At 57.1% G+C, this 19,595-nt stretch carries 20 protein-coding genes; 5 read left to right on the top strand and 15 right to left on the bottom strand.

Annotated elements, in window-relative coordinates; genetic code table 11:
* Nucleotides 1-160 precede the first annotated feature (160 nt).
* Nucleotides 161-3,157 (top strand): cyclic nucleotide-binding domain-containing protein, encoded by a 2,997-nt coding sequence (locus tag GS630_RS09845; RefSeq protein ID WP_171181574.1) that lies wholly within the window; start codon nucleotides 161-163, stop codon nucleotides 3,155-3,157.
* A 4-nt stretch (nucleotides 3,158-3,161) separates the two neighbouring features.
* On the opposite strand, the gene GS630_RS09850 is transcribed toward GS630_RS09845, so the two are convergent.
* From GS630_RS09850 to GS630_RS09890, 9 genes are all read right to left on the bottom strand, one after another.
* Entirely contained in the window at nucleotides 3,162-3,449 is a 288-nt protein-coding gene (locus GS630_RS09850; RefSeq protein WP_171181572.1) for a helix-turn-helix transcriptional regulator, read from the bottom strand.
* A 112-nt stretch (nucleotides 3,450-3,561) separates the two neighbouring features.
* Nucleotides 3,562-4,794, bottom strand: coding sequence for a mandelate racemase/muconate lactonizing enzyme family protein (locus GS630_RS09855; protein ID WP_171619541.1), 1,233 nt, complete (start codon nucleotides 4,792-4,794; stop codon nucleotides 3,562-3,564).
* Nucleotides 4,795-4,813: 19 nt separating this feature from the next.
* Nucleotides 4,814-5,908 (bottom strand): Zn-dependent alcohol dehydrogenase, encoded by a 1,095-nt coding sequence (locus tag GS630_RS09860; RefSeq protein WP_171619543.1) that lies wholly within the window; start codon nucleotides 5,906-5,908, stop codon nucleotides 4,814-4,816.
* Nucleotides 5,909-5,990: 82 nt separating this feature from the next.
* Complete coding sequence (locus GS630_RS09865; protein ID WP_171619545.1) at nucleotides 5,991-7,190, bottom strand: TCR/Tet family MFS transporter; 1,200 nt, start codon at nucleotides 7,188-7,190, stop codon at nucleotides 5,991-5,993.
* A gap of 96 nt (nucleotides 7,191-7,286) precedes the next feature.
* A complete protein-coding gene (locus GS630_RS09870; protein ID WP_171619547.1) occupies nucleotides 7,287-8,003 on the bottom strand; it encodes an alpha/beta fold hydrolase in 717 nt (238 codons plus the stop codon).
* Nucleotides 8,004-8,015: 12 nt separating this feature from the next.
* Nucleotides 8,016-8,804 (bottom strand): 3-oxoadipate enol-lactonase, encoded by a 789-nt coding sequence (pcaD, locus tag GS630_RS09875; RefSeq protein WP_171619549.1) that lies wholly within the window; start codon nucleotides 8,802-8,804, stop codon nucleotides 8,016-8,018.
* A gap of 61 nt (nucleotides 8,805-8,865) precedes the next feature.
* Nucleotides 8,866-9,840 (bottom strand): threonine/serine dehydratase, encoded by a 975-nt coding sequence (locus tag GS630_RS09880; RefSeq protein ID WP_171238946.1) that lies wholly within the window; start codon nucleotides 9,838-9,840, stop codon nucleotides 8,866-8,868.
* Nucleotides 9,837-10,673 carry an alpha/beta fold hydrolase gene (locus tag GS630_RS09885; RefSeq protein WP_171712001.1) on the bottom strand — a complete coding sequence of 279 codons (837 nt, stop codon included), beginning with the start codon at nucleotides 10,671-10,673 and terminating at the stop codon, nucleotides 9,837-9,839. The genes GS630_RS09880 and GS630_RS09885 overlap by 4 nt, the downstream gene beginning before the upstream one ends.
* The gene (locus tag GS630_RS09890; protein WP_171181477.1) at nucleotides 10,673-11,359 is read right to left on the bottom strand and encodes a haloacid dehalogenase type II; all 687 of its coding nucleotides are present in this window, start codon (nucleotides 11,357-11,359) and stop codon (nucleotides 10,673-10,675) included. Before GS630_RS09890 ends, GS630_RS09885 begins: the two co-directional genes overlap by 1 nt.
* A 126-nt stretch (nucleotides 11,360-11,485) precedes the next feature.
* Between GS630_RS09890 and GS630_RS09895 the strand changes: the two genes are divergently transcribed.
* Nucleotides 11,486-11,914: a peptidylprolyl isomerase gene (locus GS630_RS09895; protein ID WP_171235373.1), complete on the top strand. Its 429-nt coding sequence runs from the start codon at nucleotides 11,486-11,488 to the stop codon at nucleotides 11,912-11,914.
* Between the two features lie 33 nt (nucleotides 11,915-11,947).
* On the opposite strand, the gene GS630_RS09900 is transcribed toward GS630_RS09895, so the two are convergent.
* Genes GS630_RS09900 through fabA form a run of 4 tightly spaced genes read right to left on the bottom strand, consistent with a single transcriptional unit; the run spans nucleotide 11,948 to nucleotide 14,770 of the window.
* Nucleotides 11,948-12,127: a hypothetical protein gene (locus tag GS630_RS09900; RefSeq protein WP_171181473.1), complete on the bottom strand. Its 180-nt coding sequence runs from the start codon at nucleotides 12,125-12,127 to the stop codon at nucleotides 11,948-11,950.
* A 58-nt stretch (nucleotides 12,128-12,185) separates the two neighbouring features.
* Nucleotides 12,186-12,977 (bottom strand): enoyl-ACP reductase, encoded by a 792-nt coding sequence (locus GS630_RS09905; RefSeq protein WP_171181471.1) that lies wholly within the window; start codon nucleotides 12,975-12,977, stop codon nucleotides 12,186-12,188.
* A 5-nt stretch (nucleotides 12,978-12,982) separates the two neighbouring features.
* Nucleotides 12,983-14,212, bottom strand: coding sequence for a beta-ketoacyl-ACP synthase I (fabB, locus tag GS630_RS09910; protein ID WP_171181469.1), 1,230 nt, complete (start codon nucleotides 14,210-14,212; stop codon nucleotides 12,983-12,985).
* A 48-nt stretch (nucleotides 14,213-14,260) separates the two neighbouring features.
* Nucleotides 14,261-14,770, bottom strand: coding sequence for a bifunctional 3-hydroxydecanoyl-ACP dehydratase/trans-2-decenoyl-ACP isomerase (fabA, locus tag GS630_RS09915; RefSeq protein WP_093964585.1), 510 nt, complete (start codon nucleotides 14,768-14,770; stop codon nucleotides 14,261-14,263).
* Between the two features lie 187 nt (nucleotides 14,771-14,957).
* Between fabA and irrA the strand changes: the two genes are divergently transcribed.
* Nucleotides 14,958-15,374, top strand: coding sequence for an iron response transcriptional regulator IrrA (gene irrA, locus GS630_RS09920; RefSeq protein WP_171181570.1), 417 nt, complete (start codon nucleotides 14,958-14,960; stop codon nucleotides 15,372-15,374).
* Nucleotides 15,375-15,378: 4 nt separating this feature from the next.
* Here irrA and GS630_RS09925 read toward each other — a convergent pair whose 3' ends face one another.
* A complete protein-coding gene (locus GS630_RS09925; RefSeq protein ID WP_171619553.1) occupies nucleotides 15,379-16,275 on the bottom strand; it encodes a LysR family transcriptional regulator in 897 nt (298 codons plus the stop codon).
* An 84-nt stretch (nucleotides 16,276-16,359) separates the two neighbouring features.
* On the opposite strand from GS630_RS09925, the gene GS630_RS09930 reads away from it, so the two are divergent.
* On the top strand, nucleotides 16,360-17,157 hold the full coding sequence (locus tag GS630_RS09930; protein ID WP_171181465.1) for a phytanoyl-CoA dioxygenase family protein: 798 nt from the start codon (nucleotides 16,360-16,362) through the stop codon (nucleotides 17,155-17,157).
* 6 nt (nucleotides 17,158-17,163) lie between these two features.
* On the opposite strand, the gene GS630_RS09935 is transcribed toward GS630_RS09930, so the two are convergent.
* Nucleotides 17,164-18,027 (bottom strand): glycosyltransferase family 2 protein, encoded by an 864-nt coding sequence (locus tag GS630_RS09935; RefSeq protein WP_171181463.1) that lies wholly within the window; start codon nucleotides 18,025-18,027, stop codon nucleotides 17,164-17,166.
* Between the two features lie 121 nt (nucleotides 18,028-18,148).
* Here GS630_RS09935 and miaB point away from each other — a divergent pair, with 121 nt between their 5' ends.
* The gene (miaB, locus tag GS630_RS09940; RefSeq protein ID WP_171619555.1) at nucleotides 18,149-19,468 is read left to right on the top strand and encodes a tRNA (N6-isopentenyl adenosine(37)-C2)-methylthiotransferase MiaB; all 1,320 of its coding nucleotides are present in this window, start codon (nucleotides 18,149-18,151) and stop codon (nucleotides 19,466-19,468) included.
* Nucleotides 19,469-19,595: the final 127 nt, after the last annotated feature.

Consider the following 19,595-nt stretch of genomic DNA (forward strand, 5'->3'; position numbering starts at 1 on the left):
GTAAATGAACTAGTTCACAAAAGCTTAAGAATTCGCACAATCGGGAAAAAAATTGCCAATTATGTCTGGATGGCATTAGAGTCATGCTGTTGAATTTGCGTGGATAACATCTGAACCGCGTCGTCGGTCAGCAGCAGGGGCAGGTTCCATAGAACGCACGATTTTCCGCTTTATCTGGAAGTACTCCAAACGCGACCAGCTGATCTTGTTGGCTGTGACAGCGACATTGTTCCCGCTGCTTTACCTGACGTTGGAACTGCCTAAGCGCATTATCAATGATGCGATTGGTGCACCCAACCCAGAAGTAACCATCTGGGGCTATACGATGTCGCAGACGAATTTTCTGGTTATTCTATGCTTTGCGTTTTTAGCGGCCGTATTGGGGCATGGCCTGATGAAAATGCGCATCAACACCATGAAAGGTGTGCTGAGCGAGCGGATGCTGCGGCGCTTTCGGTATCAGTTGATCAGCCGTGCGTTGCGATTTCCACAACCCTATTTCGAACGCGTCAGCCAGGGCGAGATGGTGTCGATGATCACCGCCGAAAGCGAGCCGATGGGCGGGTTGATGGGGGATGCGATCAGCCAGCCTGTATTGCAGGCGGGTCAGATGATCACGATCCTTGCCTTTTTGTTCCTGCAAAGCTTTTGGTTCGGCTTGGCCGCGGTGGCACTGATTCCGGTACAAGCCTGGCTGATCCCCAAACTGCAACGCCAAATCAACCTGCTGAACAAAAAGCGTATTCAAGAAGTGCGGGTGCTTGCGGCCCAAATCGGTGAAAACGCTGCAGGGGCTTCGACGCTGCGCGCCAATGGTGGCTGGCGTTATCGCCGGGCGATGATCTCTGATCAGTTGGGGCGGTTGTTCGGCATCCGGTTCGAGATCTACCAGAAGAAGTTTTTTATGAAATTCATAAACAACTTCATCTCTCAATTGACGCCATTCATGTTCTATCTGATCGGCGGTCTGCTGGTGCTGCAAGGCTCGGTCTCGCTGGGGGCGCTGGTTGCAGCGCTTGCGGCCTACAAAGATCTGAGCTCACCTTGGAAAGAGCTTTTGACCTACTACAACCAGACACAGGACATGTCTTTGCGTTGGGACGTGGTGATTGACCGCTTTGCGCCCAGCGGAATGCAGGACGAAGCCTTGTTTGAGGGCGAAGCTGACGCACGCCCCAATCTGAACGATGATATTGTGCTGGATCATGTTTCGGTTCGGGACATGGACGGCAATCAGGTGTTGGACGATCTGAACCTCAGCTTTCCGGGCGGCAAGACGATCGGCATTTCCGCCCCCAGCGAGGAAGACCGCCGTGCCATCGCCGAACTTTTGACGCGTGAAATCTTGCCCAGTGGTGGCAAGGTGCGTATCGGGGATGTGAACCTGGCCGAACTGCATCAGGGCGTTGTGGCCTCACGTATAGGTTATGCTACGTCCCGCCCTGTGATGTTTCAGGGCACTTTGGGCGACAACGTAATGATGCCTATGCGGTTCAGACCGTTGTCAGAGAGCGCAGATGACCCCGATTTTCGCGAAACCCTGCGGGCAGGAAACAGTTCCGACCCGTTCAAGGTGGATTGGCTTGATCCGTCTTTGGCAGGGCTTCCGGACGCGGCGGCCTTGCGCGATTGGTGGTTGCAGCTGATCGACGGGATGGGGTCTGGTGCGGCCCTGTTCCAGCGTGGTGCAGAACAAAGCTTTAACGCCGCTGAGCATTGCGAACTGGCTCAGAAACTGGTCGAGTTGCGTCCAATTGTGCGCAAAGCCGTTCAGGACGCGGGTCTGGAACAACAGGCGTTGATCTTCGACCGCAATCTGTACAACCCCGCCCTGCCTGTTGCCGAGAATCTTCTGTTTGCCACGCCCTGCGTTCCGGTGACACACGCTTTGCTGGTAGAACAGACGGTCTTTCTGGGCCAGCTGCGAGAGTTGGGGCTGGATGAAACGCTGATCGCATTGACCCGCGACGTGATCGAGATGTTGCGCCAGATTTTTGGTTTGGACGGTACGGATCACCCGTTGTTCCGCAAGCTCGGGTTGGATGCAAAGACCTATGAGGCTGCGGTCGAACTGGTTGAGCAGACCCGCAAAGAAGGCTCGGCCGGGTTGGACGATGCACAGTTGGCAAATATGCTGGCTGTGCCGTTTGTTATTTCGGCGGAACAGATCGGCCCAGCTTTCACCGATGAGCTGAAGGACCGGATTCTCGAACTTCGACACAGCCACTCTGAGAAGCTGATGGAACGTCTGAAGGATGTTTTTGTTCCGCTGGACCCGGAGGTATACGCACCCGGTCTGACAGTCATGGAAAACGCGCTTTTTGGTAAAGTCAGTCAGATTGGCGGGGCCCGTTCCGATGAGGCGCGCAAGCTGATTGTCGATGTGTTGGCCGAAAACGGTGCGCGGCCATTGGTGACGGAACTGATTTATGACGTGCCGGTGGCCTTGGGTGGTCAGAACCTGCCCGCGGTGTTTGCAGAGCCACTTGCGTTTACGCGCGCAACGATCAAGAAACCGGACGTCCTGATCTTGGAAAACGCCTTGGCCAGTTACGACATGAAAACGCAGGTGGCCGTCTACAAAAAGCTGCGTGAGTTGCTGCCGGAGACTACTGTCATCTACTTGAACGATCAGTTTGAAAACCCCGATGTATTCGACATGTTCGTTGAAATCAGGCAAGGTCGTGTGGTCTCGGACGGAGGGCCGGTAGACGTGGAGGAAGACAGCGCAGCATCGGCAGATCTGGCGCGGAAATTGCGTGCTCTGGAACAGACCCCGTTGTTCTCTGGTCTGGACCGACGTCAGTTGCGCCTGTTGGCCTTTGGTGCTCGCTGGTTTGACGCCGAGCCCGGGCAAGTGGTTTTCCTAAAAGACGACCAGCCAACCGATGGTGCCTATGTTGTGCTTGAGGGTGAGGCCGGATTGTACCTGCCGCAGGATCAAGGGCCGGATCAGTTGATCACCACCGTTGGACCGGGCGCTTTGGTCGGAGAGCTGGGCCTGATCCGCAAAGAGCCGCGCGCGTTGAGTATGGTGGCAGAAACTCAGCTGTCTTGTCTGCGGATTGGCGAAGAGGAATTCCTTGCCGTCGTCGAGAATGACGCTGCAACCGCCTTCAAGCTGCTTCAGGTGATTGCAGGCTACGTTTCAAGCTAGGGGATCAGGTGTCTTCTGCGCAGAACAGTTTGTAGAGCAGGCCGATCACTTGTTCCGTGTTCCCATCACGCAAGGAATAGTAGACCGTCTTGCCCTCTCTGCGGGTTGAGACAAGCCCTTCTTCACGCAGGCGGGCCAGCATCTGGCTAACAGCGGCTTGACGCAGCTCAAGCAGATTCTCAAGCTGACCCACGGATTTCTCTCCGTCCCCAAGGTGGCACAGGATCATCAGCCGTCCCTCATGGGCCAGTGTTTTAAGGTAGGCAGCCGCGCGGGCGGCATTGTCTTTCATGTCCGGCAGAGTGTCCGTGCTGCGCGCCTGAGGATCGGTTTCTTTGAGTTCCACGTTGTGACCGTTGTTCCGCTTTTTATCGGAACAATATGCCTTAAACACGCTGGTGTTGTCACCCCTCGGTTGCCGGTGCGCCGCCTTGAAAAGCGTTGCCGTTGGCGTAATCGCAGGGGTCCTCCTGCATTTGCAAGTGCAGGTCGCGGCCCTCATAGGGATGCGCGCGGGCCAGGGCTTCGTCAACGTCGATCCCAAGGCCCGGCGCTGTTGGCGCGGTTACGAACCCGTCCTCGACCCGAACAGACCCTTTGATCAGTTGGTCATGGAACGGTGTTTCGATGCTTTCCAGCAACAGCAAATTAGGGATCGACGCAGCCAGATGGATATTAGCCGCCCATTCCACCGGCCCTGCATAGAGATGCGGTGCCATCTGAGCGTTGAAGACCTCAGCCATTGCGGCAACTTTCTTCATCTCCCAGATCCCGCCCGCGCGTCCCAACGCCGGTTGCAGGATTTCCGCGGCCCCGGCGCGCAAAACGGCACCGAATTCGGCCTTGGTCGTCATGCGTTCTCCGGTGGCGACGGGGATGCGGACATTGCGGGCGACGCGAGCCATGTCTTCGATCATGTCCGGCGGCGTGGGTTCTTCGAACCAAAGCGGTTGATAAGGTTCCAACGCTTGCCCCAACCGAATGGCCCCGGCGGTGTTGAATTGACCATGCGTGCCGAATAGCAGATCGGCCTTGTCGCCCACGGCTTCGCGGATCGCCTTGCAGAAAGCGACCGACATGGAAATGTCGCTCATGGCGGGCATGTGGCCTCCCCGGATCGTATAAGGGCCTGCCGGGTCGAATTTGACGGCAGTATAGCCACGCTGCACCATTGCAGCAGCCGTTTCGCCGGCCTGTTCAGGAGAAGTCCAGAAATCAGTCAGATTATGCTGGGGCAGGGGATAAAGATACGTATAGGCACGGATTCGGGCGTTCATTTTTCCACCCAGCAAAGCATAGACGGGGCGGTCGCGATCCTTGCCCAGAATATCCCAGCAGGCGATCTCCAACCCTGAAAACGCGCCCATTACGGTCAGGTCTGGTCGCTGGGTGAAGCCGCTGGAATATGCACGGCGGAACATCAGCTCGATGTTTTCGGGGTTTTCACCCTGCATATGCCGTTCGAACACGTCCTGAATGACATGGCGCATCGCCTCTGGCCCGACGGAGGAGGCATAGCATTCGCCCCAGCCGGTGATGCCAGTATCGGTCGTCACCTTAACCAATACCCAATATCGCCCACCCCAACCCGGCGCCGGTGGGGCGGTGACGATAATGTCGAGATCCTGCAGTTTCATCCCAAATCCTCTCGGTGGGTCAGGTCCTGTCGAACAGGATCACATTGCGCTTGGCTGATCCGGTTTTGGTGTCGGCGATGGCTTCGTTGATCTGATCAAGGGACCAACGACCCGAGATCAACTCGTCCAGCTTCAGCCGCCCTTGTTCGTACAGATCCACCATCCACGGAATATCGCGCTGAATCACCACGTCGCCCATCTTCGACCCAACAACGCCCTGACCCAGAGCCGCCAGAACGACGGGCTCATAACTGGCCATGTCACCCGAATGCGGCATTCCGATCATGATCGCCTTGCCACCACGTCCAAGATAGCGCGGTGCCTGATCATAGGCGGGAATCGCACCAACCGTGATCAGAACCGCATCCGCACCACGCCCGCCTAACGCCTTGTAAGCGGCCTTCCACGGCTGGTCCAAACTGGCCAACACGCCGTGGGTTGCGCCGAATTCCTTGGCGATCTCAAGCTTTTCTTCGGTCATATCCACGGCCACGATTCGCCGCGCACCTGCAATCCGCGCGCCCTGAATGGCGTTCAGACCAACGCCTCCTGCGCCGATCACCACGACATCCTGACCAGGGCGCAAACCTGCTGCGTTCACAGCAGCTCCAACCCCGGTGATGACCCCGCATGAGAGCAGGCTGGCCAGATCCTTGGGCAGGGTTTCTGGAATTTTGACGATCTGACGGTGGCTCACCACAACCTTTTCGGCAAAGGCACCACAGGCCATGGCCTGTTCGAGTGGACCGCCATCACCGGTCTTCAACGGGCCTTTGACCGTATCGTATGGTGTTTCGCAGATTGTCGGTTTTCCGCCCGCACAGCTGGGGCACGTTCCACAGGCACGGATCAGCGTTACAACCACAGGGTCGCCGATTTTGAAATCCCCGGCGGCTTCACCAACGGCGCTGATAACGCCTGCGGCTTCGTGGCCATAAACGGCTGGCAGGAACCCACCCCATGCCCCTTCGGCGTAGGATATGTCCGAATGGCAGATGGCCACGGCGTCCAGTGTTACCTCGACTTCGCCCGTGCCGGGGGGCGCAAGTTGAACTTCTTCGATCACCAAGGGTTCGCCAAAAGCTCGGCAGACTGCGGCTTTGATTGTTTGCATGTTGTCACTCTCTCCCGTTGGGTTCACGGTGGCGCGGGAAATGACGTCTCGCAAGGCGGAAACCGCCATTTGGATGTCGTTGTTACGCAACGACAGGGCGGGACCGGCGAAACAACAAGAAACCTGCCAGCATTAGTACCAGCGCTAAAAGAAACGGTGCGCCGGGCAGGTAGAGTGGCGTGTCGGGCCGGATGAACTGCGCGAAAATCGAAGTCATAAGCAAAGGCGAGATCACCATCGACAGCGCGTGCAAAGCGGTCAGAACACCCTGCAATTCGCCTTGCTGCGAATCGGGCGTGGCCTTGGACATCATGGCCTGAAGGGCGGGCGTGATGACGGCTCCGATGGCCGTTATTGGAATGAGAAGCAGCGCGATGAGGCCGTTGGTGAGGAAGGCCAGAATGGCGAAACTGATGATCTCAAAACCCATCCCGTAGATGATTGTACCCCTCTCGCCCAGAAACCGGATGGCAGGCCGGATCAATCCGCCCTGCACAATGGCCATGCCTATACCGTAGACACCCAGGGACAGGCCAATCATCTGTGGCGACCATCCGAATCGCTCGGTCGTGAAATAGGACCAGATAGCGGGGTAGACGTAGATGGATACTGAATACAGGAAATACACCCAAAGCAGCGGCCGGATACCGGGCAAAGAAGCGATGGCGTTCAGCGAATTGAGAGGGTTTGCGCGTTTCAGGCTGAAGGCGCGTCGGGTCTTGTCGGTTACGGTCTCGGGCATCACGAAGAAACCGATGCAAAAGGTCAACGCCGCCAAACCGGCAGCGGCCCAAAACGGCGCGCGCGTGCCGTATTCACTGAGCAATCCGCCAATGACGGGCCCAAGGACGAAGCCCATGCCAAAAGCGGCACCCAGCAGGCCAAAGTTTGCAGCCTTATCCTTGGGCTCGGACACATCCGCCATAAACGCCGCAGCGGTGGCATGCGTGGCTGCGGTTATACCGCCTACGATCCGACCGATCAGCAACAGCCAAATGCTGCCCGCAACAGCCATCACGACATAGTCCAGCGCCATAACAAACAGGGACACCAGAAGGACGGTTCTGCGTCCGTACGCGTCTGACAGGTTTCCAAGTATGGGCCCAAAGATAAACTGCATCGCGGCAAAGGCTGTGCTCAGAACACCGCCCCAGATCGCTGCATTGGCGAGCGAGCCGCCCTGAACCTCGACGATCAGTTCCGGCATGATCGGTATCACCAGACCGATGCCCATGGCGTCGATCATGACAATGCTGAGGATGAAGAAAAACGGCAGACGCATAGGACCCGGCAAGTGATCTGTTCAACGCACCCTAAGCACAGATGATAACCGAGAAAAGCGAGAGTTGATTGCGGGTCGAATTGCCGTTGCGACAGGTCAGGGCAGTTTGTCTGCCAGTTCTGACAGGATTTGCGCAAGCTCGCGCGGGTGCGAGAAGAACGGGGAATGCGAACTGTCGATGGTGCGGCGCATATCTTCGGGGATAAGGGCGCTCATCGTTGCTTGGTATTCGGGTGGTATAGTGTGATCGTCCGTGGTGCGGATATACGCCTTGGGCACATTGTCGAAATTCGCACCGGTCGGAAGGGGCGTTTCTTGTGGGCGAATGGCCTGAGGGCAAAGGCGCGCATAGGCGTAAGGCAGGATGTCGTCGGAGCAATCATGGTAGAATAGCTGGGGAATAGCCTCGGCAAACACAGTGTATGACAGCCCGTCGGTGGATTTTTCGACCGCATGGGCGATGGTCTGCCTTGGGCCAAGCCTGCGCATGTCGGCCATGGCCAGGCCGTCTTTGGGCACATAGGCGCACAGATAGATCAGCGCGCGCATGGCATCGGGTTGCGCTTCGGCGGCGGCGCTGATCGGGTAGCCGCCCCAGGAATGGCCAACGAGGATTGTATCTGATGTGCTGGCATGCAGCACGGCGTCGCGGCAACTGTCCAGCATGACCTCGGCTACGGGCGTGGGGTCCGCACCATGGCTGGGCATGTCGATGGCTTTGGCAGAATGCCCCAGAGTTTCAAGCGCGGGTATCAGGTCGCGCCAGCACCATGCACCGTGGCAAGAGCCGTGGACCAACAGGAAAGACGCCATTGCCGTTCTCCTTCAGATATGTCCGATTTCGGTCAGAAAATCAGTCAGGATCTCTGCATATTCCGCTGGCTTTTCAACGCAGGGCAAATGCCCTGCCCGGCGGATCAGCCGGAACCGGGATCCCGGGATCAGATCGACGGTCTCTCGCACCAGATCGGGGGGCGTCGATCCGTCTTCGCTGCCTGCAATGCCCAAGGTCGGGAGGCGCAGCCCACTCGTTGGGGTATAGAAATCGGTGCCTGCAATGGCCGAGCAGCAGCCCAGATACCCTTCAGCCGGTTGGCCCACCATCATGTCGCGCCAAGGCAGGTGGTTTTGTGCGGCGCGGAAATCACGCGAAAACCAACGTTCCATCGTTGCGTCGGCCAATGCTTCGATCCCGTCCTTGCGCACGGCCTTGATCCGATCCTGCCAGACCGAAGGGGTGGCAATTTTGGCGGCAGTGTTTGATAGAACCAGACCACGAATCTGGTCCATGCGTTTGACGGCAAGCCCTTGTGCAATCATCCCGCCAATGGACAGACCAACGAAGACGCAATCGCGGACCTGCAGGTGATCCAGCAATGCCTCTGCATCGCGTATCAATGCGCCCATCGAATACGGCGCAGGCGGCACCGAGGACCGCCCGTGACCACGTTTGTCGTATCGGATGATGCGCAGCTCTGCTAGCAGATGTGGCAGTACAGCGTCCCACAAGTGCAGGTTGGTTCCTAGGGAATTGGCAAAGACTAACGGCGCACCGTCTGTTGGGCCGTCGATGCGGTAATTCAATTTCACGTCGCCCAGATCAGCGATCTTCATGACTGGCTTCCTTGTCGCCATGACCTTTTGGGGTGCAACATGCACATCTTGTGCAGCCCTGTCAGGTCAGGAATTCCAACGCCCTGGAAAATACTGCCGGATCGACATTGCCGCCAGATGCAACAACGATCACGTCATCGCCTTCGATCTGGTCGCCTCGGAACAGGGCCGAGGCCAGAGCCACCGCGCCGCCGGGTTCCAGAACGATCTTGAGGCGCAGAAAGGCCAGGGCCATGGCGCGCAAAGCTTCTTCTTCGGTGACGGATAAGCCCGGACCGCACAGGCGGTTGAGAATCGGAAACGTGATGTCTCCGGGTTGTGGCGTCAGAATGGCGTCGCAGATGTTACCCGAAGCTGCGTTGTTTTTTTCAATCCGTCCTGAGGCCAGCGAGCGTTTGACGTCATCGAACCCCTCTGGCTCACAAGGGCGCGCGCGCAGGTTCGGCGCATGTTTCTCTAGGGCCAGGGCGATGCCCGAGGTCAGGCCGCCCCCGCCGCAACAGACCAGTACGTCTGCCTGAGTGATACCTAAATCCGCGGCTTGACCGGCGATTTCAAGGCCGGTGGTGCCTTGGCCTGCGATAACCAGCGGTTCGTCATAAGGTCGGATCAGGGTCAGTCCGCGCTCCGCCGCGATGGCTTCGCCAATTTCTTCTCGCTTTTCATTCGCACGGTCATAAAGAACAACTTCGGCCCCAAGCGCGCGGGTGTTTTCGATCTTCAACTGTGGGGCGTCCGACGGCATAACGATAACCGAAGAAATGCCGTGCTTTGATGCCGCCATTGCAACGCCTTGTGCGTGGTTGCCCGAGGAATACGCAATCACACCGCGCTGGCGTTCGGCCTCTTTCAGTGCCGAAATGGCCGACCAAGCCCCGCGAAACTTGAAGCTGCCGGTATGTTGCAAACATTCTGGTTTGACCAAAACCCGACGACTGGCAAGCTTGTCGAGAAAGGGCGAAGACAGGATCGGTGTTTTTCGGATGTGTCCGTTTAGCCGTTCTGCTGCGGCCTCGATCATCTCAATTGTGCTCATGCGGCGCTCTTCAATACCTTTTGTATGAGATCCAAGGATTGGGGTTCGTTCAGAAACGGAACATGCCCACGATCAGGAACTTCGGTTGAGATTAGGCCCGGATGGCGGTCGTGCATTTCGGCAACTGTGTCGGCACTCAGAACGTCGGAATTTGCCCCCCGTATTACACCTGTCGGAATCTCGCGCAGGGCTTCAAAGAACATCCACAGATCAGGTGTGGCGCCGCTTGCAGCCTGTTCGATCAGCGCCTTGCGTAGTGCGGGATCGTAGCGTAGCGCCAACCCATCGTCGCGTTTTTCGTACTGAATTTCGGCCTGCATGCGCCAGGTTTCCAGGGAAACGCCGGGGAATTGAGGTTCCATTACCTTTTGCAGAGTCAAAGCGGCCTCATCATAGGTTTGCGCAGTCGGCTGTGCCCCCACATAGGCCATGATCTTGGCGATACCAGACGTTTCAACGACAGGTCCAACATCATTCAGGATCACCCCGGCTAGCCGCTCGGGATGGCTTGCGGCCAGGGCCATGGCGATCAGACCGCCCCGCGAGGTGCCCAGAACAAAAGTCTTCTCGATCCCCAGTACATCCAGCAGTTCGATCGCGTCATGCGATTCACGAAAGATGTTGTAGTTCATGAAGTCGGGATCATAGTCCGAACGACCACGCCCCCTGTAATCCATTGCGATCATGCGCAAGTCAGCCGCATGGGGCGCAAAAAACGAAAAGTCGCGGCTATTTCGGGTCAGGCCAGCCAAACACAAAAGCGGCGTGCCCGTGCCCGTGCCGGTGTCTTCGAAATAGATGCGCATGCCGTCAGTGGTTGTGAAGTCTGACATCAAAGCCCCGCCAGTTTTGGGATCGAAGTCAAATCGGACAGCACATGCGCAGGTGTCCACGGCAGGCGGTCCATCGGTTCGCCAGCCCGATTGACCCAGGCGGTGACAAAGCCGTACCCGCTGGCGCCGGCGGCGTCCCAACCGTTTGAACTGACGAACAACACCTCATCAGGCGCGCAGTTGAACCGTTCCGGTACCAGATCGTAGACCCGGGCATGAGGTTTGAAAACACCAACGCTTTCTACCGACAGAACATCGTCCAGCACATCGCCGATTCCGGCAGATTGCACCGCGCCATTCAGCATTGGCGGCGATCCGTTTGACAGGATTGCCGTTTGCATCCCGCCCTCCTTGAGGGCCTTCAACATGTCGGGCACTTCGGGATAGGCCTGTAACTCCCAATACAAATCAAGCAGGCGTTGGCGCAGCCTTGGGTCGCCTTGCAGGTCAGTGGCGTCTAACGCCCAATCCAACCCGTCCTGTGTCACGTCCCAGAAATCGGCATGTGCATTGGCTACGGCGCGCAGCCATGTGTACTGCAATTGCTTGAGACGCCAATGACCCGCAACCGTGGGCCATTTGTCTTTGAGGGCCTCAAATCCCGGTTCGTCCGCAGCTTGGCGGGCTGCTGCTGCAACGTCAAAAAGTGTTCCGTAAGCGTCGAAGACACAGGTGGTGATCGGCATATGATCCTCCTCTGATCGCGCGCAGGTTGGCACAACAATGAGGGGGGTGAAAGAGCCAAGGGTTTACAAGATCGTATCAGGCCCTAGGGTTGGCCGCTCAATCCTGTAAAACGGCCGGAGGCCACGATGACCGAAATCAAACAAGGCGACACGGTTCGCATCCACTACACCGGGACGCTGCTGGACGGCCAAACCTTTGACAGCTCAGAGGGGCGCGATCCGTTAGAGTTTGTGGTCGGATCTGGCCAGATAATTCCCGGCTTGGACAGCGCCATGCCCGGCCTGTCCTTAGGGGACAAAAAACGGGTCGAGATTGCTTGCGTGGATGCCTATGGCCCCATTAATCCGGCGATGCGTCAGGAAATTCCGCGCGAAGGCATTCCCGATGACATCCCGCTTGAGCCCGGAACGCAGTTGCAAATGCAGGCTCCGGATGGCCAGGCCGTGCCGGTGACAGTGGTGGGCGCAGACGAGGCGACCGTGACGTTGGACGCTAACCATCCATTGGCGGGTCAGGATCTGGTTTTTGAAATTGAGGTCGTCTCGATCAACTGATGTTCAGTTCGGGCTGGTTTTCCGGCCCGGGATTTACCCGATCAACGTTTCGATCGCCGTACGGACTTGCGGTTGAGTAAAGAAGATAAACGCCAACAGCATACATGTCAGCGTCAACAAAAGGACTCGGGCCCTTTGGCTGAGGAAACCGGGCTTTCTTCGACCGGCTGTTGTGCGCGCATTGTTCGCAATGATTTGATCTAGCTTGCTCATATCAGTTTCCTGCCGCCCAAAGATGGTGAAAACTTGGCGGCGGCAGGGAAAGATATAGTCACATAAAGTCAGGCTGCGGCATGCCCAGAACGTGGAAGCCACCATCAACGCGGATAATCTCGCCCGAGGTGCAGGACCCTGCATCCGAAGTCAGGTAGACAGCGGTTCCACCCACAGCCTCAAGCGTTGCATTTGCCCGCATCGGAGCGTTTTGGTCGCAGAACTTGTAGGTCTTGCGCGCGCCGCCGATGGCCGCACCGGCGAGGGTTTTCATCGGCCCAGGTGAAATCGCGTTCACGCGAATGCCGTCTGGCCCAAGGTCATTGGCCAGATAGCGGGTTGCTGATTCCAGAGCCGCCTTGGCTACACCCATGACGTTGTAATTCGGAACAACACGGTTTGATCCCTGATAGGTCAGGGTCAAAAGTGAACCGCCATTGTCCTTCATCAGCGGGTAGGCGCGCCGCGCCACTTCGATGAAGGAATAGGCCGACACATCCATTGAGTGTTTGAAATTTGCCCGCGTGGTGTTCAGGAAACGGCCCGTCAGTTCGGATTTGTCCGAATAGGCGATGGCGTGGACGACAAAGTCGATGGTTGGCCAGCGCTGGGCCAGTTCATCAAATGCGCGGTCCAGCGATTCGTCATCGGTAACATCCGCATCGACCATAAAATCGCTGCCGAGGCTTTGGGCTAAGGGCTCCAGCCGCTTGCCGAACGCTTCGCCCTGGTAGGTGAATGCCAGTTCGGCACCAGCCTCGTGCATGGCTTTGGCAATGCCCCACGCGATTGAGCGGTCATTGGCCACGCCCATGATCAGGCCGCGTTTACCTTTTAGAAGATCCGACATCACTTTCACCCATTATACTTTGACAGAATCATGGACCCGTTGGTGCCGCCAAAGCCGAAGCTGTTGGTCATGACACTGTCCAATCCTGCGTTTTCAACCACTTCGGTCGCAATTTCACCGGGCAGGATGCCCTCGGCAAGCGTGTCGACGTTGATCGACGGCGTTATGAAATCATTGTCCAGCATCAGCAGGCAGAAGATCGCTTCAAGAGCGCCTGCTGCACCTTGGGCGTGCCCGGTCATCGACTTGGTCGACGAAATCGGTGGCACGTTGCCTTCGCCAAAGATACGGCGCACGGCCTCAACCTCACCCACATCACCAACTGGGGTCGAGGTGCCATGGGCGTTGATGTAGTCCACTTTGCGGCCCTCGGGAAGGGTGCCCAGAGCCAGTCGCATGGCGCGTTCGCCGCCTTCGCCGGACGGAGCCACCATGTCATGGCCATCCGAAGTGGCCGCGTATCCGGTGACTTCGGCATAGATCTTTGCGCCGCGTGCCAGTGCATGCTCCAGCTCTTCCAGAACAACGATGCCGCCGCCGCCGGAAATCACGAAACCGTCGCGGTTTTCGTCAAACGCGCGCGAGGCTTTCTCGGGCGTGTCATTGTATTTCGAGGACATTGCGCCCATGGCGTCGAACAGGCAGGAGAGCGTCCAGTCCAGTTCCTCGCCGCCGCCTGCAAACATCACGTCTTGTTTGCCAAGCATGATTTGTTCTGCAGCGTTGCCGATGCAATGCAGCGAGGTCGAGCAGGCGGATGTGATCGAGTAGTTGATGCCCTTGATCTTGAACGCCGTTGCCAAGTTTGCTGATATTGTCGAGCACATGCATTTCGGCACGGCAAACGGCCCGATCCTCTTGGTCGCGCCGTTTTTCAGAACCGTCTGATGTGCCGTCAGCATGGCGCTGGTGGATGGCCCGCCAGAGCCCGCCACCAGACCGGTGCGTGGGTTCACCACCTGATCTTCACCCAGGCCGGAATCAGCAATCGCCTGGCTCATGGCGATATGGGCATAGGCCGCGCCGGGGCCCATAAAGCGCAGGGTGCGTTTGTCTACATGCTCGGCCACGTCGATTTTGAGCGTCCCGGCGATCTGGCTGCGAAAACCATGTTCGACCATCTGCTCGTTGGCCTCGATCCCGGATTTGCCTGATTTAAGCGAGGCCAGAACCTCTTCGGCATTGTTCCCGATGGAGGAGACAACCCCCAGACCGGTGACGACGACGCGACGCATAAGCGTACTCCTGTATTTCGTTTTCTGTGACGTGTCCGAGAGCTGGGGTCAGCTTTCCGACAGTGCAACCTTCATGTCTTTAACCTGATAAATCACTTCGCCATCGGCTTCGACCCGGCCATCCGCCACACCCATGGTCAGACGGCGGGTCTGAACGGCTTTGGTGAAGTCGACGTAATATGTCAGCATTTTGCGGTCGGGGCGGACCATTCCGGTCAATTTAACTTCGCCTACGCCCAGCGCATACCCACGTCCTTGCCAGCCGCGCCACCCCAGATTGAAACCGGTGAGCTGCCACAGGCCGTCCAGACCCAGACAGCCCGGCATGATCGGGTTGCCGGGGAAGTGACAGTCAAAGAACCAAAGATCCGGCGTAATATCAAACTCGGCCACCACATGGCCTTTGCCATGCGCGCCACCATCGCCCGAGATGTCGGTGATCCGATCCATCATCAGCATCGGCGGGGCGGGTAATTGTGCGTTGCCGGGGCCGAATAATTCGCCGCGGGCGCATTTCAGCAGATCATCTTTGTCAAAACTGCTAGGGAACTGGGCCATTCTGCCGCCTTTCCTGCCGAGGGTCTGTCTTTATATCTGGCCTCGTCTATCACCCGTTTGCAAGGTCCTGCAAGAGTGGTGCGCCACATCATATTGTGCGTATACCCATCTTTGCGAATGAATTTCATTTGAAATTCCCAACTATGCGCCCCTATATATAAAAGCAGCAACTATGGGTATCGGACAGATGACACCTCAGAGCCAGGAAATAGCAACGGGTTGGCTGGTGAATGCCGGCTTGCGGCCGACGCGTCAGCGTGTGGCGCTTGCTGAGCTTTTGGTGGGCGATGGCCGTCATCGCCATGTGACTGCAGAAAGCCTGTTTGAATCCGCTAAAGCAAACGGTGATGCCGTTTCCCTTGCAACGGTCTACAACACCCTTCGTGCCTTTTGCGATGCAGGTGTTCTGCAGGAAATTACCGTGGATGGATCGAAAAGCTATTTCGACACCAATACCTACGATCACCCCCATTTTTTTTGGGAAGACGAGGCCCGTCTGAGTGATGCGCCCTCGGATCAGCTGGTGATTCATCGCTTGCCCGAGGCGCCCGAAGGGGTCGAGATCGCGTCAGTCGACGTAGTGATCCGACTGCGCAAGAAATAGGGCTTCAATCCTGCTTCAAACGATTTGTTAGAACGTGTTCGGCCTGATCAATAACCGGGTCGGCGGGTCCTGTGCCGTGGCGCGCCAATACAACAGACTCTGCGGCATCCGGGTCGGTGATTGGAATACCGATTAGATGCCGGTTGTCATAGCTGACAGGACTAGGCGGGCTGGCATAGCTGATTCCGATTCCTTCTCCATGAGCAGCAAGGCTGCGCTGAATTTCAAGTGACGCTGCACGGTGCGCGACTGTTGGGCGCAGACCATTGCGACGAAACAGGCCGAGGATATGTTGCGCCGAAAGCCCTTCGGTTGACAGGATCAAGGGGTGGGTCGCGACGTCTGCCAGGGTAACACCATTCGTTGATGCCAACGGATAGTCCGGGGGCATCAAAGCTTTTGGTCTGCTGTCAAATAGTTTTGCACGGGCGAACCCGGCATCCATGGTCAGATCATATGTGATCGAAATGTCGATCTGTCCGGCGATCATGCCATTCAACAACCCTTGGAAGGACGCGGCGACATAGCTGATCGCGAGATTTGGAAAAGCAACGCGCAATTGATGCAGGGCTGGGGCCAGCAGAAACGGGGCGAGATCCGTGAAACACCCCAACCGCAATTGAGTCATCCCCGGTGTGGGGGTTTCAGACGTTTCGATTCGGGCTGCGTCATTCAACAATGCCTCGGCCTGTTCGATAAACCTGCGCCCCTGTGGGGTCAGAGCCATGGCTGCACCCCGGCGGCGGGAGAACAGCGGATGGCCAATATGTTCTTCAACACGTGTCAGCGCAGTAGACAGGGCGGGTTGCGACACATTCAGGTGCTGCGCCGCCGCCGAGAGGCTGCCATGGCGCCCGATAGCGCAGACGTATTCGTATTGGCGAAGTGAAATATATAACATGAAGTTATTTATAACTTCGAAAGATATGATTTGAACAGAATGCATGTTCGGATCAAAACCGGGACATAGCCAAAGGAGACCCGGATGCCTCACCCACTTGTTTCTCAAGCGATGATCGATACCTATCAGCAAGATGGCGTTGTCCTGATCAAGGGATTGTTCGCTGATTATGTCGATCAACTCCGCGACGGCGTGGCGGCAAATATGGCTGAGCCCGGCCCTTATGCGTCTGAAAACAAGAAGTCCGGCGAAACAGGGCGTTTCTTTGATGATTATTGCAATTGGACCCGGATTCCCCAGTTCCGTGAGGTCATCGAAAAGTCGCCCGCCGCCGAGGTCGCAGCTGATCTGATGCAATCGCAAAGCGTTCAGATGTTCCACGATCACGTGCTGGTCAAAGAGCCAGGCACATCGATGGCCACCCCCTGGCATCAGGACGGGCCGTATTACTTCGTCGAAGGCCAACAAACCATCAGCTTCTGGTCTCCACTGGATACGGTGCGGCAGGCAACGCTGCGCTGTGTCGCCGGATCGCATCAATGGGAGAAAGAAGTTCTACCGACCCGTTGGGTGTCAGAGGAGGGGTTCTTCCCGGATGAAGGCCAGTACATTCCCGTCCCGGACCCAGATGCCGAAGGCATGAGGGTTGTTGAATTCGAAATGGAGCCTGGTGATGCCGTGGCGTTCAACTATCGCACGTTGCACGGCGCGCGAGGCAACCAGTCGGACAGCCGTCGCCGTGCATTCTCGCTGCGCCTAGTCGGGGATGACGCGCGTTACGTTGAACGCCCGGGCCGCACCTCGCCCCCGTTTCCCGGTCACGACATGACACCGGGTCAGCGCCTGCGCGAGGATTGGTTCCCTATGCTGCTACAACGCTGAAGAGCCTCAGAACCACTGACCTGATTCGATCAAACCCAAATCCAGGAGCTGGCGGGACTGCCATTTAAACGGCACCGAGTTTCGCCAGCGAAAACTGGGAATATCGAATGTGGAGCCTGCATTTTTCTTCAAGGCTTTTGCCGCCCGAAAAGAGCATATGGCCGCAGTCATGTTGTGATGCCAGGGGCAGGAATAGGTGTTGTATTCCGGTTCATTGAACGTGTGGTCAGGCTGTAGCACCAAACCTTTTTTCGATTTGAACAGGGCAATCCGATCGATACGGCGGCGCTCGTATGGAATGTACTCTTCAAAGCGCCAGCGCAAACCGCCCGAGATATCCACCTGGCGATCCAACGGTTGGCCGCTTGGGTCGTGGCGGGTATGGGCATAATAGCCCGTGCTGTCGAACAGTGCCTGATCGGGAGCGACTCCGTTGGGAAAAGCGCTCAGATCATCAGCATAAAGGTCGATGACATAGCTGAGCATGGCATGGCGCCGTTCTTCGCTGTGAAAGACCAGCATTTCGCCGACGCTACGTGTTTCGCAGAAGGGAAAGAATAAGTATTCGGCGTTGTAACAGTAATACATCCAAAGGCCGGGCGCGGCCTGTATAATCCTGTTTATGGTGTCAAACACCACGGTACGGGGCGTGCATTTCAGCGTGATCCGATGCACGTGATCGGCCAGTTCCGGGTCGAGAGCGAGGTTCTGAGGCATAAACACAAGCACTGACTTGAACCCCAACCTCAGGTGATGCCGCACGGTGCTGTCCAGCTCGACTTCGTCTTCGGCAAAAATCAATGCGATGGGCCCTATGGCCAATGCAGTCTGACCCGATTTCAGAAAATGGTCCGGGGATTCGTACTTCATCGCGTGTTTTCGGTTTTGCCTTGCTGGAAAGTCCCGCCAAATTCGGGTAATTGCGCCCGCATTGCAAGCGGCGTTCGAAGCATATAGATGACGCCGGTCCCGCGAATGCAAAGGCCGATCCATGTCTGAACCGAAGAAGCTGTTTATCAAGACCTATGGCTGTCAGATGAATGTCTATGACAGTGAGCGCATGTCCGAGGCTTTGGGCGGGCAGGGCTATGTTGAAACCAAAACGCCCGATGATGCGGACATGATCCTGCTGAACACCTGCCACATTCGCGAAAAGGCCGCGGAAAAGGTGTATTCTGAACTGGGCCGGTTCAAGGGCCTGAAGGCCGAGAAGCCGGATCTGAAAATCGGCGTTGCGGGATGTGTCGCGCAGGCCGAGGGTGAAGAGATCATGCGCCGCCAGCCTCTGGTCGATCTGGTCGTTGGCCCGCAAAGCTATCATCGCTTGCCAGAGATGGAGGCCAAGACACGCGCCGGAGAAAAGGCGCTGGATACGGATTTTCCTGAAGAGGACAAGTTCGAGAAGTTAAAGAACCGCCCCAAGGCCAAGCGAGGCCCGACGGCGTTTCTGACTGTTCAGGAAGGCTGTGACAAGTTCTGCGCCTTCTGCGTCGTGCCCTATACACGTGGTGCTGAGGTCAGCCGCCCGGCTGATCGCATTATTCGCGAAGCGCATGATCTGGTCGAGCGCGGCGTGCGCGAGATCACTCTGCTGGGGCAGAATGTGAATGCCTATCACGGCGCGGGCCCGAACGGGGACATGACTTTGGCCGGTCTGATCTGGGAGTTGAACAAGGTCGACGGGTTAGAGAGGATTCGCTTTACTACCTCGCACCCCAACGACATGGCCGATGATCTGATCGAGGCACATGGCACCTGCGACAAGCTGATGCCTTACCTGCACTTGCCGGTGCAGTCGGGCTCGGACCGCATTCTCAAGCGGATGAATCGCAGCCATACAGCCGAAAGCTATCTGCGTCTGATCGAAAGAATTCGCGCGGCGCGCCCGGATATTGTGATGTCCGGCGACTTTATCGTCGGTTTCCCCGAAGAGACGGAAGAGGACTTCCAGGCGACTATGGATTTGGTCGAAGCGGTCAAATACGGCTACGCATATTCGTTCAAATACTCGACCCGCCCCGGAACGCCAGCGGCCGAACGGTCGCAAGTGGACCCCGCGGCGGCGGATGAACGGTTGCAAAGGCTTCAAGCACTGATCACTCGGCATCAGCGGGAAATTCAGGATGCCATGGTGGGCCGTACTGTGCGTGTTCTGTTCGAAAAGCCGGGCCGCCTGCCCGGACAGATGGTCGGAAAATCCGAGTATCTTCATTCGGTTCACGTAAAAGGTCCCGAGATCGCGATTGGAGATTTGAAAGAAGTTCGGATCACCGAGTCGGGTGCAAATTCACTGGCAGGTGAGTTGCTGTAGAGCGTCAAATATCCACCAGCCAGCCACCATAATTGGTGTTTGTTTCCAAAATTTACCCTTGATTTATCGCTGGGAACTATGTTCGGAGAAGGGCCAAGTTTTTCCGGGCGTGAAGTATTGCGTGCAA

Source organism: Ruegeria sp. HKCCD7303 (genome assembly GCF_013111185.1).
GTDB lineage: Bacteria > Pseudomonadota > Alphaproteobacteria > Rhodobacterales > Rhodobacteraceae > Ruegeria.